The organism is Pontibacter burrus (assembly GCF_010686685.1).
In the GTDB taxonomy this organism is placed as follows: Bacteria; Bacteroidota; Bacteroidia; order Cytophagales; family Hymenobacteraceae; genus Pontibacter; species Pontibacter burrus.
In genome coordinates, this window is record NZ_JAAGWD010000006.1 from 213,014 (window position 1) to 229,565 (window position 16,552).

Annotated in this window: 12 protein-coding genes; 1 reads left to right on the forward strand and 11 read right to left on the reverse strand. The window is 45.2% G+C overall.

Translation table 11 applies throughout. The features are described from left to right. Window positions 1–228: 228 nt before the first annotated feature. Window positions 229–4,521, forward strand: coding sequence for a PAS domain S-box protein (locus tag GXP69_RS14495; RefSeq protein WP_163915794.1), 4,293 nt, complete (start codon window positions 229–231; stop codon window positions 4,519–4,521). A 73-nt stretch (window positions 4,522–4,594) separates the two neighbouring features. Here the strand turns inward: GXP69_RS14495 and GXP69_RS14500 are convergent, their stop codons facing one another. The 11 genes from GXP69_RS14500 to GXP69_RS14550 form a co-directional block, all read right to left on the reverse strand. Beyond that, window positions 4,595–4,960: a cyclic nucleotide-binding domain-containing protein gene (locus tag GXP69_RS14500; RefSeq protein ID WP_163915795.1), complete on the reverse strand. Its 366-nt coding sequence runs from the start codon at window positions 4,958–4,960 to the stop codon at window positions 4,595–4,597. A gap of 321 nt (window positions 4,961–5,281) precedes the next feature. Continuing rightward, a complete protein-coding gene (locus tag GXP69_RS14505; protein ID WP_163915796.1) occupies window positions 5,282–6,016 on the reverse strand; it encodes a sulfite exporter TauE/SafE family protein in 735 nt (244 codons plus the stop codon). Between the two features lie 2 nt (window positions 6,017–6,018). Next, on the reverse strand, window positions 6,019–6,489 hold the full coding sequence (locus GXP69_RS14510) for a FixH family protein (protein WP_163915797.1): 471 nt from the start codon (window positions 6,487–6,489) through the stop codon (window positions 6,019–6,021). A 38-nt stretch (window positions 6,490–6,527) separates the two neighbouring features. Then, window positions 6,528–7,931, reverse strand: coding sequence for a cytochrome c oxidase accessory protein CcoG (gene ccoG, locus GXP69_RS14515; protein WP_163915798.1), 1,404 nt, complete (start codon window positions 7,929–7,931; stop codon window positions 6,528–6,530). Window positions 7,932–8,216: 285 nt separating this feature from the next. Continuing rightward, window positions 8,217–9,419 (reverse strand): c-type cytochrome, encoded by a 1,203-nt coding sequence (locus tag GXP69_RS14520; RefSeq protein WP_163915799.1) that lies wholly within the window; start codon window positions 9,417–9,419, stop codon window positions 8,217–8,219. Next, window positions 9,416–9,610 carry a hypothetical protein gene (locus tag GXP69_RS14525; RefSeq protein WP_163915800.1) on the reverse strand — a complete coding sequence of 65 codons (195 nt, stop codon included), beginning with the start codon at window positions 9,608–9,610 and terminating at the stop codon, window positions 9,416–9,418. The genes GXP69_RS14520 and GXP69_RS14525 overlap by 4 nt, the downstream gene beginning before the upstream one ends. An 88-nt stretch (window positions 9,611–9,698) precedes the next feature. Then, window positions 9,699–11,888, reverse strand: a complete 2,190-nt coding sequence (gene ccoN, locus GXP69_RS14530; protein WP_163915801.1) for a cytochrome-c oxidase, cbb3-type subunit I — start codon at window positions 11,886–11,888, stop codon at window positions 9,699–9,701. 257 nt (window positions 11,889–12,145) lie between these two features. Continuing rightward, window positions 12,146–12,331: a cbb3-type cytochrome oxidase assembly protein CcoS gene (gene ccoS / locus GXP69_RS14535; protein WP_163915802.1), complete on the reverse strand. Its 186-nt coding sequence runs from the start codon at window positions 12,329–12,331 to the stop codon at window positions 12,146–12,148. Window positions 12,332–12,466: 135 nt separating this feature from the next. Continuing rightward, window positions 12,467–14,875, reverse strand: coding sequence for a heavy metal translocating P-type ATPase (locus tag GXP69_RS14540; RefSeq protein WP_163915803.1), 2,409 nt, complete (start codon window positions 14,873–14,875; stop codon window positions 12,467–12,469). 325 nt (window positions 14,876–15,200) lie between these two features. Then, window positions 15,201–15,908, reverse strand: coding sequence for a Crp/Fnr family transcriptional regulator (locus tag GXP69_RS14545; RefSeq protein WP_163915804.1), 708 nt, complete (start codon window positions 15,906–15,908; stop codon window positions 15,201–15,203). 130 nt (window positions 15,909–16,038) lie between these two features. Continuing rightward, on the reverse strand, window positions 16,039–16,485 hold the full coding sequence (locus GXP69_RS14550) for a helix-turn-helix domain-containing protein (RefSeq protein WP_163915805.1): 447 nt from the start codon (window positions 16,483–16,485) through the stop codon (window positions 16,039–16,041). Window positions 16,486–16,552 lie beyond the last annotated feature (67 nt).

Below are 16,552 nucleotides of genomic sequence, written 5' to 3' on the forward strand. Positions count from 1 at the left end.
ATCTTTGCCGCTGAACCTATTCACAGACATACTGTTCTGAACAATGGACGGTGCTGGTAACTATAGTTTATAATGCGAAGCGCTCAGACGAAGCTTTAAACTATAGTTCTACACGCTCCTATCAAACTATAAAACAAACTTTCTGCTTCTGTTTTTCAAGGCTTTATATCTGTAAAGCCTATAGTTCAGTTTTTATAATACACATTATTGCAATCAAAGTTAGTGCGAATGGAATCAGTAGATGAGTTGGTTTTACTGCAGCAGCAGCTGAAGCAAGAGAAGGAAGCCCGTAATGCCGCTGAAAAGCAGCTAAAGGAAGTAACTCAGGAACTGAACCTACTCAAACAGCATGCGGATCATCTACAGGAGTCAACCCCAGCAGGCGTAAGTGCTGCTGAATTTCAGCAGGAATTCCCCGATCCTATCTTTAGACTGGATTTTGAAGGTAATATACTTTTCATCAATGCTTCCGGAGAACAGTTGCTGGACCTTATACCTAAAAAACGCAGGTGGTTGTTAAGCAAACTGCTTTTAAAGAAAACTGAACGAACCCGCAGGTTTGGCACACCGCAAAGCCTGAAGAGTAATATACTTGGTAAACACTACACCTTGTTTATAGTACCTTTTGAGGCAAAGGGCTACGCCAATATATACTTCAGCAACATTACCGAACGTCGTGAAGCAGAACTGGCCCTGAGAGAAAGTCGCAATTTTGTACGCAATATTGCCCGTACTATTCCAAACATCATCTATATCTACGACCTTGACCTGGACCGTTGCATTTATGTTAACGATCACCTGAATACTGTTTTAGGCTATTCTGAGTCTGATGTAGCCGCAATGGGTGGCCACGTGTTGATGTCGCTGATTGTGCCGGAAGAGCTGCCTAAAATGTACCACCATATCTATGATATTATTCAGGCAACCGATGGCGAGATAAGAGAGGTCGAGTACCTGGTTAAAGACAAGAACGGACAACTGAAAAACCTGCTCTGCCGCGAGAGTGTGTTTAAGCGAAAAGATAACGGCCAGGTTTTACAGGTAATTGGCTCAGCAGAAGATGTTACCCAGTTACGTAGCAAAGCTAACGAACTCAAAGCCCAGAAGGATTTTTACGAATCTATTTTCAATAATCTGCCTTCCGATATTGCCGTTTATGATGCTGATCTGCGCTATACGTTTGTGAACCCAGTCGCTGTCGCAGATCCTGAACATCGTAAGTTCATTATCGGCAAAACAAATATAGAATACGCCCGTTACCGCAACGTGCCACATGAGCGGTTGATGAACCGCGAAATGAACCTTGAGCTAGCCAAAGTTGGCAAGAGGCCTGTTCAGTTCGAAGAAAAACTGACATCTCCGGAAGGAGGAGAAAAGTATTTTCTGCGCAAGCTAAATCCTGTACTGGACCAGAATGGTAACCTGAAAATGATTATCGGGCATGGACTGAACATTACTGAACTCAAAAAAGCGCAGGAAGAAATTTCGCAGAGCGAAAGTAAGAACCGGGCTATATTGGCAGCTATTCCAGACCTGATGTTTATCATCAATAAAGAAGGTATTTACCTGGATATGATGAATGTAGAGCAGGAGCATTTATTGATCCCTAAAAACCAGGTGATCGGGAAACATATCTGCGAAATTATGCCGCCTGAGGTAAGCCAGCCTATTTCAGAGCTTATAGTTAACGTAATACAGAATGGCCAGCCGGAGCGTATAGAATACAACCTTGAGCTGGAAGCCGGTATCCGGTATTACGAGGGCCGTATTATTAAATATAACAGCAACGAAGTACTGGCCATTATCCGCGATACAACAGAGGAGCGCAATGCCAGTTTGGAAGCTAAAGAGAAAAACGAGTTTATAAAGCAGGTGATGGACCTTAGCCCAAGCCTTATTTATGTTAAAGACGGTAAAGGTAATTTTAAGCTGGCTAACCAGGAGTTGGCAAAGCTTATGGGCAAGTCTGAAACTGAAATCCTGAATCGCTGCCAGAGTGAGCTGATACCACATGCAGCTGAGTCGACTTACTTTTCAACTATAGACAGGCAGGTAATAACAGAAAGGCGTGAAATAACCGCCGAAGAGAAATATACAAAATCAGATGGCACTGTTGTATGGTTTAGAACAACAAAACGTCCGCTTATAACCAGTAATGGCGAAGTACATGTTTTGGGTATCTCAACAGACATAACTGCCCAGCGACAGGCCAGCAAAATGCTGGAAGAAAGCGAAGAAATGCACCGCCTGTTGTCTGAAAACTCAAAGGATGTGATATGCCTGCACGAGTTGGACGGCCGCTACAAGTATATCTCGAAAAGTGTGGAAGATATGCTGGGCTATACCACAGACGAGGTAGTAGGTAACTTACCACAGGCCATCATCTATCCTGAGGACATTCATAAGCTTTACAATGCCTTGGAGCAGGTTAAGCAAGGTGCCAAATATGTAACTATAGAACACAGGGTGCTCCACAAGAACGGAGGCTTTGTGTGGGTAGAAACACAACTAAAACCTGTACTGGATGCAGACGGAAATGTGATCAGAATCCAGTCATCGGCCCGTGATATTAGTACACGCCGTAAAAACGCAGAAGCGCTCAGAAACAGTGAGAAGAAATACCGCGACCTGATAAACTATAGCCAGGCCTTTATCTGTACACATACAATGGTCGGAGAAGTGCTTTCTGTTAACCCGTACCTGATGAATTTGCTTGGCTATCCGGAGGAACAAATTGTAGGCAGAAAGCTGCAAACCTTCTTCTCTCCTATTTACCGACGAAACTTTCATAAATACATTGCCCGGTTTGAGTATGCTAATCTTGTGGATGGTGTACTATGTATCCTGGATAAAGATAAGGAAGAGCGTTACCTGTACTATCAGAATTCCAAAGTAGTGGAGCCGGGCATGGCACCTTATATCATATGCATTGCACAGGATATAACAGACCGGATGAACGCTGAAAAGGAGCTGAAAAAAGCAAAAGAGGCAGCCGAAGAATCGGCCCGGGTAAAAGAAAATTTCCTGGCTAACATGAGCCATGAGATCCGTACACCAATGAACGGCATTCTAGGCATGGCTGGCCTGCTGTTTAAAACGGACTTGAATGACACACAGAGCAATTACCTAAAAATCATTCGTCAGTCGGCTGAGAACCTGCTTGTTGTGATAAATGATATTCTGGATATTGCTAAAATTGAAGCAGGCAAAATGGAGGTGGAACAGATACCGTTTAACCTGGAAGAGATCATCCGAACTGCATACCAGACTCTTACCTATAAGGCTGAAGAAAAGGAGATTGCCTATACACTGGAACCGCTTAAGCTGGCGCATCCGATTCTTGTTGGTGACCCCTACCGCCTGCACCAAGTATTACTGAACCTGCTTAACAATGCTATTAAGTTTACAGACGAGGGTGGTGTTACACTCCGCTGTATTGTAAAAAAAGAAACAGCAGAAGAGCTAACTATAGAAATTACCGTTACCGATACCGGCATCGGAATTCCGCAAGACAAGCTGAACCTTATCTTTGATGGCTTTACCCAGGCTTACTCCAGCATTACGCGCAAATATGGCGGAAGCGGCCTTGGCCTGAGCATCTGCAAAAGCCTGATTGAAATGCAGCATGGCAACATCTGGGTTACAAGTGAGCTTGGCACAGGCAGCACTTTCGGCTTCTCAATAACCTACTTGAAAGCTGCTGAGCAGGAACTACCGGATGCAAATGGCTCAACTATAGACTATGAGGCACTGGACAAGCTGCGCGTGTTAATTGCTGAAGATAACGAGATCAACATATTCCTGGCTCAGGCTATACTGGAAGGCTGGAAATTCAAGGTTGATGTTGCTCGTAATGGCCGCGAAGCTGTAGAAATGGCCTTAGATAATACTTATGACATCATCCTGATGGATATACAGATGCCGGAGCTGAGCGGAATTGATGCTACACAACTAATCCGTGCTAATCCGGATGCGCAGAAAGGGGCAATCCCGATTATAGCGCTTACTGCCAATGCCCTGAAAGGCGATGCAGATAAATACCTGAGCGCCGGCATGAACGACTATATTTCCAAACCTTTTGATGAAGAGTTACTGTATCAGAAGCTTATGACCCTGTTGCCTCATAAGTTAAAGGCGCTATCAGGTCCAAGACAAGTGAAACCAGTTGAAGTAAAGCTAACCGATCCCCTATACAACCTGGAGATGCTGCATAAAATGTCTCGCGGGAACCAGGCATTTATTAACCGCACAGTCGAGTTATTTATAAGTACAGCCCCGCAAACTATAGCTGAGCTGCAAGAGGCAGTTCAGCAACAGGACTGGCAAATGGTAAGCAGTACAGCGCATAAGCTTAAGTCAACTATAGATACACTAAAAATAGAGCAGTTAAAACAGGTAGTGCGTCAGGTGGAATCAGATGCTAAAAACCTGGTAAATACGGATGGAATTCAGAGCCTTGTATACTACATAGATGAGCACATACAGCTTGTAATCAAAGAGATTGCTAAGGAAATAAAATAGAACTATAGTTTTCCTGCACAAAATAAGAGAGCCACTTAAAAGGTGGCTCTTTGTTTCATTAGTGATAAGTAGCTTATTCGTAAGCGTCGATTTTAGCAGTAGCATATTGGCTTAGCTGCTGCATCAGGTAAAACCTAAGGGCTGCATGTAGCTGGAGAGCTTGCAACATCTCATCTTTCTGTATAAAAATAACCTTAGCAGCTTCTTTAAAATATACTTTATAATGATAATGTTCCTGCATCAGGTCGGGCAATCCGAGTAGCTTACCGGGCTCTACCTGTTGTTCCGGCATCCCCTGCTTTACTACCGATGCAGTTCCTTTGACCAGAAAATAAAATCCTTTATTCGGTTCGCCGGGTTTAAAAAGGGAAGCTTCGGGTGCTATATCCAGAAGCTCTCCTCGTATCTGGCCATTTTCAATCATGCTTCGGAGTAACATATTAAGATCGGTTTAAAACTATGCTAAAACTATAAGGGATTTCCGGTTTATGATAATAGTAAAGTTTAGCATGCTGCTAACTATAGTTCCGTACAGAATGTAACTATTGTTAAGACCAATGGAAGCCAAACTATAGCTAACTCAAACTTATAGATAACTATAGTTGAGCAATGCCTTTCGAATGATGTAAATGTAGATAGGGTAAAGCTTGTGTACACTGAGCGCTGTCACCGGATCCGGTGACTTATGTCAGTTTAGAAACGCCAAAAGCTATAGTTGTGCAACTATAGCTTTTGAGTGCTGCTTAATAAAAAAAGAAGTCTATTCTGCAGTTGCCACCGTGCCAGGCTTGGTACAACAGCTCATTTCAGTTTTGTGACTGGCAGTTTCTACGACTTTTGGACTTAGATACGGGATACCTAAGCCTAATCCTCGAACTATAAAAAGCATAGCCAATACCATTCCAACATAAGGTACAGCTCTGTTAAACATACTGCGCATTTTCAGGCTGATCAGCTTACCTGATAGCGAAACCAGGAACATAAGCGGGAAAGTGCCCAGCCCGAAAAGTGTCATGTACAGCATGGCACCCTCTATACCCGGCGCGCTGATAGCTCCGGCCAGGGCGATGTATACAAAGCCGCAAGGGAGCAAGCCGTTCAGTACTCCAACCATAAACAGGGAGCCAGTTGAGTTTTTCTGAAAATAGTAACCCAGTTTCTTTCTAACCCAGGTCATCAATTTATCGGTACCAAGTAAACTGGCCGACTTACCTTTTATAGCAGCAGGCAATACAAGTAAAAGCAGAATCAGCACACCAGAGATAATCGATACTGTCTGCTGCAATCCAGCCAGTTGAAGTGACTCACCAAAAGCGCCAGCCAGTGCCCCAAGCAGTGCGTATGTTACAATTCTGCCAACATTGTACAGGAGCCGGCCGGCATAATATTGCCAGCCGGAACTCCCGACAAAGGGTAGTGACATCGCGATTGGGCCGCACATCCCGACACAATGGAAACTACCTAAAAGCCCGAAAAGAAAACCAGCCCAGATCATGCTTACTTCAGTTGTATGGTTTTCTCAGTGTAATAATCTTCGTTGTTTGCGCTAAACTTAACACGCACCTTCCAAAGGCCGCTCTCCAGGTCTCCTACTTCCAGTAACTGGCTTTGGTCACGGCCCAACTGTAGCGGTATCTGCTTATCCAGTTTGTCGTCAGACGGACGGAACAGTGTTACGGTACCTGTAACATTCATGCCTTGATAAGTAGCAGGCAGTTGCAGTAAGATAGATTTTTCTTCTGCTCTATAGTTTAGCATCACATCTCCGAGTGCCTGCGTGCGGCGCACGCGCTCAATCTGATCCTGATACTTAATCTCCTGCTCATAATAGTCCTTGCTTACCAGGTCTACATCCTGGTTCATGGCCTTGTACACGAACATGGCAATGTAAGCCATAAAGCATACCATACAGAAAACTATAGCATATGGCCAAAGCGTAAATGATTTATTTTTTTGTGCGGTTTTCATGTCAATTCTTTATTTATATTTTTTATTAAGTCTGAGGCTTATTTTCCTGGGCCTAAAAACTTGGTATCTGTTGTCGTAATCAGTTCGTCGCCATGATACACCCCAATCTCAATCTCGGAATTCATACCATCCAGGTCTTTCTGAGCAATCTCGGTAAAGAACACGCCCTCTACAATGCCCTGTGCCGGAAGAGTAAGCTCCTTGCCCACTACTTTTATAGTTCCCTCTTTATCAACTAGCTTAAGGGTAAGTGGCATTTCGTGGTTTGTTTTATTAATGACCGAGATGTTATACAGGTTTTTGATATGCCCGTTCTCACTTTTCTGGTACAACTGGCCTGGTGTGCGAAGTATAGTTGCTTCAGCTTCGTCGCGTGTTAAGAGCAGTGCTGTCAGTGCCATAAGTACCAGGAACAAAACTGCGGTATAGCCCATCACGCGAGGTGTAAAAAAGGTCCATTTCTTACTGGTCTCGAGCGCCTCTTCCGATTCATAGCGAATCAGGCCTTCCGGTTTACCGATCATGCGCATGATGTCGTTGCAGGCATCAATACAGGCGGTACAGTTAATGCATTCCAGCTGCTGTGCGCCGTTTCGGATATCGATGCCGGTTGGGCAAACCTGCACACACTGGTTACAATCAATACAGTCTCCTTCGGTGCGCTCCTGATTCTTGCGAAGCTTGCCGCGTGGTTCCCCACGCGTATAGTCGTAGGCTACCACTACCGTTTTCTTATCCTGCATTACACCTTGCAGTCGTCCGTATGGGCAAACTATAGTACATACCTGCTCCCGGAACCAGGCAAATACCCAGAAAAAGACGCCTGTAAACACAAGCAATGCACCAAAGCCTGCTGTATGTTCCAGTGGTCCATCCGTGATCACCTTCTGCAACTCATCAACCCCGATCACATAAGCCAGGAACAGGTTTGAGATAAGGAAAGAGATGAGGAGGAAAATGGTGATTTTAGAACCTTTCTTCAGGATCTTCTCGGTATTCCAGGGCATCTTATCCAGTGCGCGCTGTTTTGTGTAATCGCCTTCTATAGCATATTCTATGCGCCGGAAAACCATTTCCAGGAAGATGGTTTGCGGGCAAATCCAACCACAGAAAACACGGCCGTAAACAACTGTAAAAAGAATAATAAAAATGACCAGCGCCAGAAAAGCCAGCACCAGAATAAAAAAATCCTGTGGCCAGAACAGCACACCAAAGATCACGAACTTGCGCTCAACTACATTCAGCATGAGTAGCGGCAAACCATTGATCTTAATAAACGGCCCCGCAAACAGAAGCGCTAAAAGCAGGTAGCTTACATATTTGCGGTAGTTATATAATTTGCCTTTCGGCTTTTTCGGGTATACCCAAACGCGTTTACCCTCGGCATCTACAGTCGAGATGTGGTCCCGAAATTCATCGGTTGGTTTTGATTTTGTTGCCATGGCAGTGGTAATTTGTGCGGATATTATTCCTGCCTGATTTAATTATGAATAACTGAATTTTGAATGAGTGAATTTGTAATGCATGAATAGCAGAAACTTCACCGATCATTCAAATTATCTGTTGCAAAATTCCTCAATCAACAGCTTTAAAAAGATGACCTGGGTCATGTATTCAGGTGATTGTCATCAACTATAGGTAAGAGCCATTAAAACAGAAAGAGCCACCAGTACTATAGTTCAGTACCGGCAGCTCATTCAGGTTTATCATAACAGGTTGTGTTCTACTTACATCTTTTCGCCTTGAGGCTCTTTTGCATCAGCAGGATTTGTACCCTGCAGGCTCAGGATGTAGCTTGATACTTCCAGCATCTGGTCTTTGGTAAGCTTACCTTGCCAAGGCACCATCCCTTTTGAAGGTACACCATATTTAACCGTCTTGAAGATTGCATTCACATCGCCGCCATGCAGCCAGTACTCATCCGTCAGGTTAGGTCCTACTGTTCCTTGGCCTTCTGCTCCGTGGCAGGCCGCACAGTTTGTGAGGTAAACAGACTTTCCTGATTCCAATGCCGCAGCGTCTGTTAAGACTTCGTAGTTAGTTACAGCATTCGGATCATCTGCATTTTTGGCAGCAAGCAGCGCAGCTTCCTGCATCTCCAGTTCATATTCTTCTGTCTGTAATGCTCCAGTTCCGAACACGTGGTAGTGCAACATATAAGCAACCGCAAAAACTATAGTTACATAGAACAGCGCTTTCCACCATGGTGGCAGGTCGTTGTCATACTCCTGAATACCATCGAAATCATGATTAGAATGGATGTGGTCTTTTGCTTTACCTGTTACCACAGTAGCATCGCCACGCAGCAGAAACAGCACACGCCCCGCAAAAGACGTTCTGAAATCTTCATCATAGATCGAGTCGCCCAGCATCGGGATGAACAGGCGGAACATCAGCACCAGTACCAGGAGAGTAAGCAATATAATTACTGCTGCCAGACCAAAAGTAAATAGCAAGGCTGGTGGCAGATCCAGGAACGCTACTTCAGCGGGTGCAGCAGCTTCAGCCACAGCAGCCTGGTCGGTAGCAGGTACTTCAACTGCTGCTACAGATGCCTTGGTGCTTTCGTCTTTAATAAAGGCGATTACATTTTTTATATCGTCTTCAGATAGCAAAGTTTTAAAAGCCGGCATTGGCATTTTATTAAACTTCTCGAACACTTCTATCGCATCTTTATCGCCGGATTGAACAAGCTCCTGTGAGTTTTGAATAAACTTCATCAGCCACTCGTCTCCGCGGCGTTCGTGCACATTTTTCAGGGCAGGACCAACTACATCAGCATCTATGCTATGGCAAACAGCACAGTTTGCATCAAATATTACTTTACCGGCAACAGCATCCTGTGCCTGCACAGTCGGTGTTCCCATCAGCAGCAGACCAGCCGCCAGCGCCAGACTGCTTTTACCGAATATTTTTTTCAGAGAGATCATTGTATTGCTCTTTCAAAGGTGGTGTCTTCTGTTTCCTCTTCGCATGCGAAGCTGCTCATTGCGGATACATACTTTTTGTCCATCAGGACCACATACACGATCAGGCCCAGGAAAAACAGGAAGAAGATACCAAACGAGATCAGCGGATATATTTCGATGCCATCTATGGCTTGCAAAACGTTCTTATACATTGTCTTAGAATTTTTTTGACTTTGGGACAAAGGACAAAAGACCTGAGTATTATCTCCTTCGTCTTTTGTCACTCTGTCTTATGTCAGGTTATTCCTGTGTTTCTTTCACTTTAATATCAGTACCCAGGCGCTGCAGGTAGGCAATCAGAGCCACAATCTCAGCTTCTGGTTTAACCTCAATGCCTTCCTTAGCCAGCTGGCCGGTAATTTCATTGGCCTGCTTCATCAGCTCTTCGTTGGCATTGGCGATGTACTCATCTTCGTAAGGAACACCCAGTTTTTTCAGGGTTTCCAGTTTCGCCTGCGTTGTTCTCAGGTCAATTTCCTGCTCAAACAACCATGGATAAGCCGGCATAATAGAGCCTGGTGACATTGACGTTGGATCAAGCATGTGGTGATAGTGCCAGCTGTGCGGGTACTTACCTCCCACTCTGTGCAGATCCGGACCGGTACGCTTAGAACCCCACAGGAAGTTGTGGTCATACACAAACTCACCTGCTTTTGAGTACTCGCCGTAGCGCTCTGTCTCAGACCTGAATGGCCGAACCATCTGCGTGTGACAGTTAACGCAACCTTCTTTTATGTACAGGTCACGGCCCTGCAGCTCCAGCGATGTATAAGGCTTCACACTTTCTATAGTTGGCACGTTAGATTTGATCACGAAAGCAGGGATGAACTCTACCAGACCACCTATCAGAATCGCTACTGTAGCCCAGATAGCCATTTGAGTAGGGCGTTTCTCGATCCATGAGTGCCAGTGACCGGCGTTCATGCTCTGTGTTGGTACAATCACTGGTGCTTCGGTGCGCTCGTTAGCAACCAGGCTGCCAGCTTTCGCTGTCTTATACAGGTTGTAAACCATCAGGAACACGCCACCAAGGTAAAGTATACCACCGATACCACGCAGGTAGTACATTGGCACAATCTGTAGCACTGTCTCCAGGAAGTTAGAATACTGTAGTGTACCTTCTGCAGTGAACTGTTTCCACATCAGGCCTTGTGTAAAGCCAGCCCAGTACATTGGGATAGCATAGAAAAGGATGCCCAGTGTACCTAACCAGAAGTGCGTATTAGCAAGCTTTTTAGAGTATAGTTCTGTTTTATAGATACGTGGGAACAACCAGTAAAGCATCGCAAAAGTCAGGAAGCCGTTCCAGCCTAAGGCACCTACGTGCACGTGTGCTACGATCCAGTCAGTAAAGTGGGCAATAGCGTTTACGTTTTTAAGCGACAGCATCGGGCCTTCGAACGTAGCCATACCATAAGCTGTAATAGCTACCACCATGAACTTCAATACCGGCTCAACGCGAACCTTATCCCAGGCACCACGCAGTGTTAAAAGACCGTTGATCATACCACCCCAGCTTGGAGCGATCAGCATTACCGAGAATACCACACCCAGCGACTGAGCCCAGTCAGGTAAGGAAGTGTAAAGCAAGTGGTGCGGACCAGCCCAGATGTAAATAAAGATCAGGGACCAGAAGTGAATGATAGATAAGCGGTAAGAATAAACCGGACGGTTAGCAGCCTTTGGCAGGAAGTAATACATCAGGCCCAGGAACGGTGTTGTTAAGAAGAACGCAACCGCGTTGTGGCCATACCACCACTGCACCAGCGCATCCTGCACACCTGCATAACCAGAGTAGCTCTTGAAGAAGTTAACCGGCAATGCATAAGAGTTTACGATGTGCAGTACTGCTACTGTAAGGAAAGTAGCGATGTAGAACCAGATAGCTACATACATGTGCTTCTCGCGACGACGTGCTATAGTTCCGAACATATTCCATCCGAACACAACCCATATCAGCGTGATAGCTATATCGATAGGCCACTCCAGTTCAGCATATTCTTTAGATGAAGTCATCCCCAGCGGAAGCGTGATAACTGCTGCTACGATTATCAGCTGCCAGCCCCAGAAGTGTATCTTGCTGAGCTTGTCAGAGAACATGCGCGACTTACAAAGACGCTGAAGCGAATAGTAAACACCCATAAAAATGGCGTTGCCCACAAACGCGAAAATCACGGCATTGGTGTGTAATGGTCTTACCCGACCAAATGTTGTGTACTGGTTGCCCATGTTTACGTCAGGGTTAGCCAACTGAAAAGCGATAATTACGCCTATCAGCATACCGGCTACGCCCCAGAAAACAGTGGCTATACCAAAATCCCGAACGATCTTATTGTCATAAAAGAACGTGTCGGTCACGCCCCGGTCCGTACCTTTCGGCACAATCCTATCGGGCGCATTTTCTAAGACTTCAGCTACATTAGTTGACATGTGCGGTGTCCTCCGATGGTTTAAGTGTTGTATGTGTTTGATTTGTTTTTAGTCCTTGAACTATGGGTACAAATTTCCGCAGGCGCAGGCCAGAAAAAGATGACCTAAGTCAGTTCCGGAAATGATAGATATCAGCCAGGCGAGTTAGAGAAGGATGCGTTTAGGTGTTTAGGAGTGAACAAAACTATAGTTCAGAACCCTGCTTAACAGCTCTTATCCTTCTCATAATCAGCATCATTAAAATGTCACACTGACGCTTATGTGGCTATTTCCTCTTTCGGGCTTTTATTATCTTTTGCAGGTACCTCGTTATCGAAGAGCATTCTTACCGCAGGCGTATAGTCGTCGTCGTACTGGCCGGAGCGCACAGCCCACAGGAAAGCTCCCAGGAAAGCTGCTGCTACCGTTACACTCACTGCGATCATTAAAAAGATGATATACATATCAGTTAGAAAGTTTAGAAGTTAGAGAGTGACTTTAATGAATAGCAGGTAATGATTAATGACTAACCTGTTTCATTTAGCCTTATTCGTCCACTATACATCATTCACTACTCATTCATCATTCATTATTAGACATTACAATCCGGCTTTTCTGGCGGCGTACTTCACGGATAGTGTGGCGAATGTCATCACGCTAAGCGTACTGATCGGCATCAGGATAGCAGACACGATTGGTGTGAACAGCCCCATTACAGCCATCGTTAAGCCAATCACGTTGTAAACCAGCGACACAGCAAAGGTCATCAGGATCAGCGTCATCGTTGTTTTGGAGAAGTTGAGAAAGTTGCTCAGCCTGTCGAAAGCGCTTGCATCCAGTATGGCGTCGCAGGATGGTGAGAAGTTGGTTACGCTGTTGCTCAGGGCAATACCTGCATCACTTTGCTTCAGGGCACCTGCATCGTTCAGGCCATCGCCTACCATCAGCACCTGGCGGTTTTCCCGGGCTTTCAGCTGTTGTATGTATTCCAGCTTCTGCACCGGCGATTGATTGAAGTTGAGCTCCGCTTCTTTGCCGAGCAGCTCTCTCAGGCGTGCTTCCTCATGGTCGTTGTCGCCAGACAAAACGGCTATTTTCTTATCTCCCAGCCCCTGTAACACTTGCTGTAGCCCATCGCGGTAAACGTTGTAGAAAGTATAGTAACCCAACACCACACCATCAATTGAGACATACACGGTAGTTTTGAGTGTATCCTTTTGCTTTTCGGCAGGAACACCCAGGTATGATGCAGATCCAACCCGAACCAACATGCCATTTACTTCGCCTACCAGCCCTTTTCCGGTAAACTCCTGAAAATCGGTAACTGGTAAGGCGCTACCACTTAAGCCCAGGCTGATGCGCTGGCTGAGCGGGTGTGTAGAGTGGCGCAACACAGACAATACAGCTTGTTTCTGGGCTGAGGTAAGTTCTTTACCAGTATAGGTAAGCTCTGCCTCACTTGGCTCGGTGAGTGTACCTGTTTTGTCAAAAACAACCGTATCTATTTTGGCAAGGCGCTCTACAACGCCTGTATTTTTGAGGTAGAACTTATTGCGTCCAAATACCCGCATGGTATGCCCATGCACAAATGGTGTAGCCAGCGACAGCGCACATGGGCAAGCGATGATCAGAACAGAAGTAAAGGCTCTCATGGCCATATCCATGTCGCGCGGCACCCAGTAAATAAGGGCTCCGGCTGCCACCATCATGGTAACTATAATAAACCATTTACCGGCAATGTTTGAGTAAGTATGCAGGTACTGCTCCTCATTTTTGTTGAACACCGTATCGTTCCATAGTTGGGTCAGGTAACCTTGCGATACTTCCTTCACCACTTCCAGCTCGATGCTCTCGCCTACCTGCCGGCCACCAGCATAGATCACCTCACCTACTACTTTTTCAACCGGCTCCGATTCACCTGAAACGAAACTATAGTCTATCAAAGCGCGGCCGTGCATCAGCATCGCATCAGCTGGGATAAGTTCCTGATTACGAATACGGATACGATCACCTACTTTAAGGTTTCGTACAGCTGTTGACGACTCTTCGCCATCTTCTTTCAGCACCGTTATAGAAACCGGAAAATAAGAGGTATAGTCGCGGTCAAAAGACAAACTATCGAAGGTGCGCTGCTGAAAATACTTGCCAATTAGCATGAAAAATACCAGCCCCGTAAACGAGTCGAGATAGCCAGGTCCGCGACCTGTTAAAATATCAAAGATGGAAACAAAGAAGAGCGCCAGTAACCCCGTAGAGATAGGCAGGTCGATGTTGACCATGCGCTGCTTGATGCCCTCCCAGGCAGATGTGAAAAAGCCACGGGCACTATAAAAGAATACAGGTATAGACAACAGAATGCTCAGGTAACCAAAGAAAGAGCCGAACGTGCGCTGCAAGCCCTGTGTAAAGTCCACGTAATCCGGGAAGGCCAGCAACATGACGTTACCAAATGCAAAGCCCGCAATACCCAGTTTATAGATGATGGTACGGCTAGGTTTGCTGGTCTTCTTGCCATCGGTGTTAGCCAAAGTAATTTCCGGCTCATAGCCAATGCGTGCCAGCAGCGTTACCACGTCGCGCAAGGTAGTTTTCTGAGGGAAATAAGTTAATGATACTTCCTTTCGCAGGAAATTAACTGTAGACTCAGAAATTCCAGGATTAATTTTGAATAGGTTCTCAAGCAGCCAGATACATGAGCTACAGTGCATTTGCGGTATGTAGAACGTGATCTTGGCGATGTTATCGCTCTTGAAGCTGATCAGCTGTGCTTCTACGCCGGCGTCGTCCAGATAAGCGAATCGGGCTTCGGCCACAGGCTTCTTGCCTGTAATTCCCGGGTTCTCTTCCAGGTTATAGTAATTGCAAAGATTATTCTCTTCTAAGAGCTCATAAACCGTTTTGCAGCCATCGCAGCAGAACGACTTATCATGTGCTACAATCGGTTCGTCCTCGCAGGAGTCACCGCAATGGTAGCAGGTCTGAACATTGGTTTGGAGTGCGGCTTCCATCTCAATTTTCCTTTTTATGGTTTGATGCAAAGGTAGATGGGCCGCAAGCCCTAAAGGATGATAACAGTCATTTTTGAAGCTGATAGATGTCAGTGCCTATAGTTTATAAATGGCAGACATTTGTAATGTAGATCAGCAGAAAAAGAGCTGGCGCAACTATAGTTCGGCAACTATAAATGCAGCTATAGTTATAGTTTAAAAGTGAAAGGTGTTTAGTTTATAAGTTTAGTATTAGGTGTTTAGTGGTATGTTGTACATACTACAACAAAAAAAGGCAGGCTCTCTTGGGCCTGCCTTTTGTTTTAAACTATAGTTCAGCTGTACTTTAATCGTACAGGTGACAGATCTTAAATAACTTATCCGAATCAAGGATCGTGATGCTGCTGCCTTTGGTCATGATAATCTGCTCATCTTTAAACTCCGACAGCAGGCGAATCGTGGTTTCTTTGGCCGTACCAACTATAGATGCAAGGTCTTCGCGGGAAATAGAGATTGTAAACTTATCCTCTCCATCTTGCTGCTGGTAAGTTTTCTGCAATAGCAATAGCGCTTCGGCCAGACGTTCACGAACCGGTTTATACGCCATCTGCACAACGCGCTCTTCCGCCTCCCCCAACGCACGAGAAAACAGCCTCATTAGCCCACTAGAAAAGTCGTTGTTTGTTGCGATCAGCTCCAGGAACTGCGATTTTGGTATAAAGCACACCACGGCATCATCTAGGGCTATCGCCGAAGCAGAGTAGTTGCTGTCTGCCATCAGGGCGCGATACCCTACCACATCACCTGGCTTAGCTAAACGTACGATCTGCTCTTTGCCATCGCTACCCATTTTAGACACCTTTACCTTACCGGAACTCACACAATGCAAGCCGGAGGGGCGGGTGCCTTCATGAAAAATCACTTGCCCTTTTTTGAATGTAAAGCAAGACTTACTGGCACTTACATCTTCTAACTCATGGCCCTTGCAAGTGCCAAGCAATGAGTACTTGCGGGTCGGACAGCTCTGACAGTCTGGTGCTGAAAACTTGATCATAAATTCTGAATAGTGCTGTAAATGTATAACATTCACAACTAATTAATCACAGAAACACGCTTTATTTCATTTTAACTCTGGAAGCCATCTATGTCCTACCATCACAAAATAGCGGGCTAAACTATAGTTGTCAGGTAATTATTCCGGCTTCCGGCGATAATACTGAAAAGGTGTTATCTGAGTAAACCAAAATCACCTGCTTTAGTTTCTTTTCCGATACTGCTGTGTTTTTTAATGGCGTATCAGAAGCATTATTTATTTGCACTTTTTCTGCATCAAGCTCTGAAACCAAAGTTTCTGACGGCTTTTCTGAGATGGATTTTCGTGGAACCATAGGTTCTGTCTCGCAGGTCGGTTTTGGTGCTACTGAAATTAGCATTTCGCCTTTTCCATGCAGCAGCCAATCAGGGCTTACCTTTTCATTATTTGCTAATATCTTGATTATCACATCCAGACTGGGCTTGTTTCGGCCACTAAGTATGTGACTGAGTACAGCACGCGGCACTTCAATTCTATCAGCAAACTGTGAGCTTGATTGCCCCAAATGCTCCATAAGTTCCCTGATCCTGTCTACCATATTAGCGGGTTTGTTATAGTTACAAATGTAATAAACCATACCAATTAACCAAACTTCGAGAAGTAAA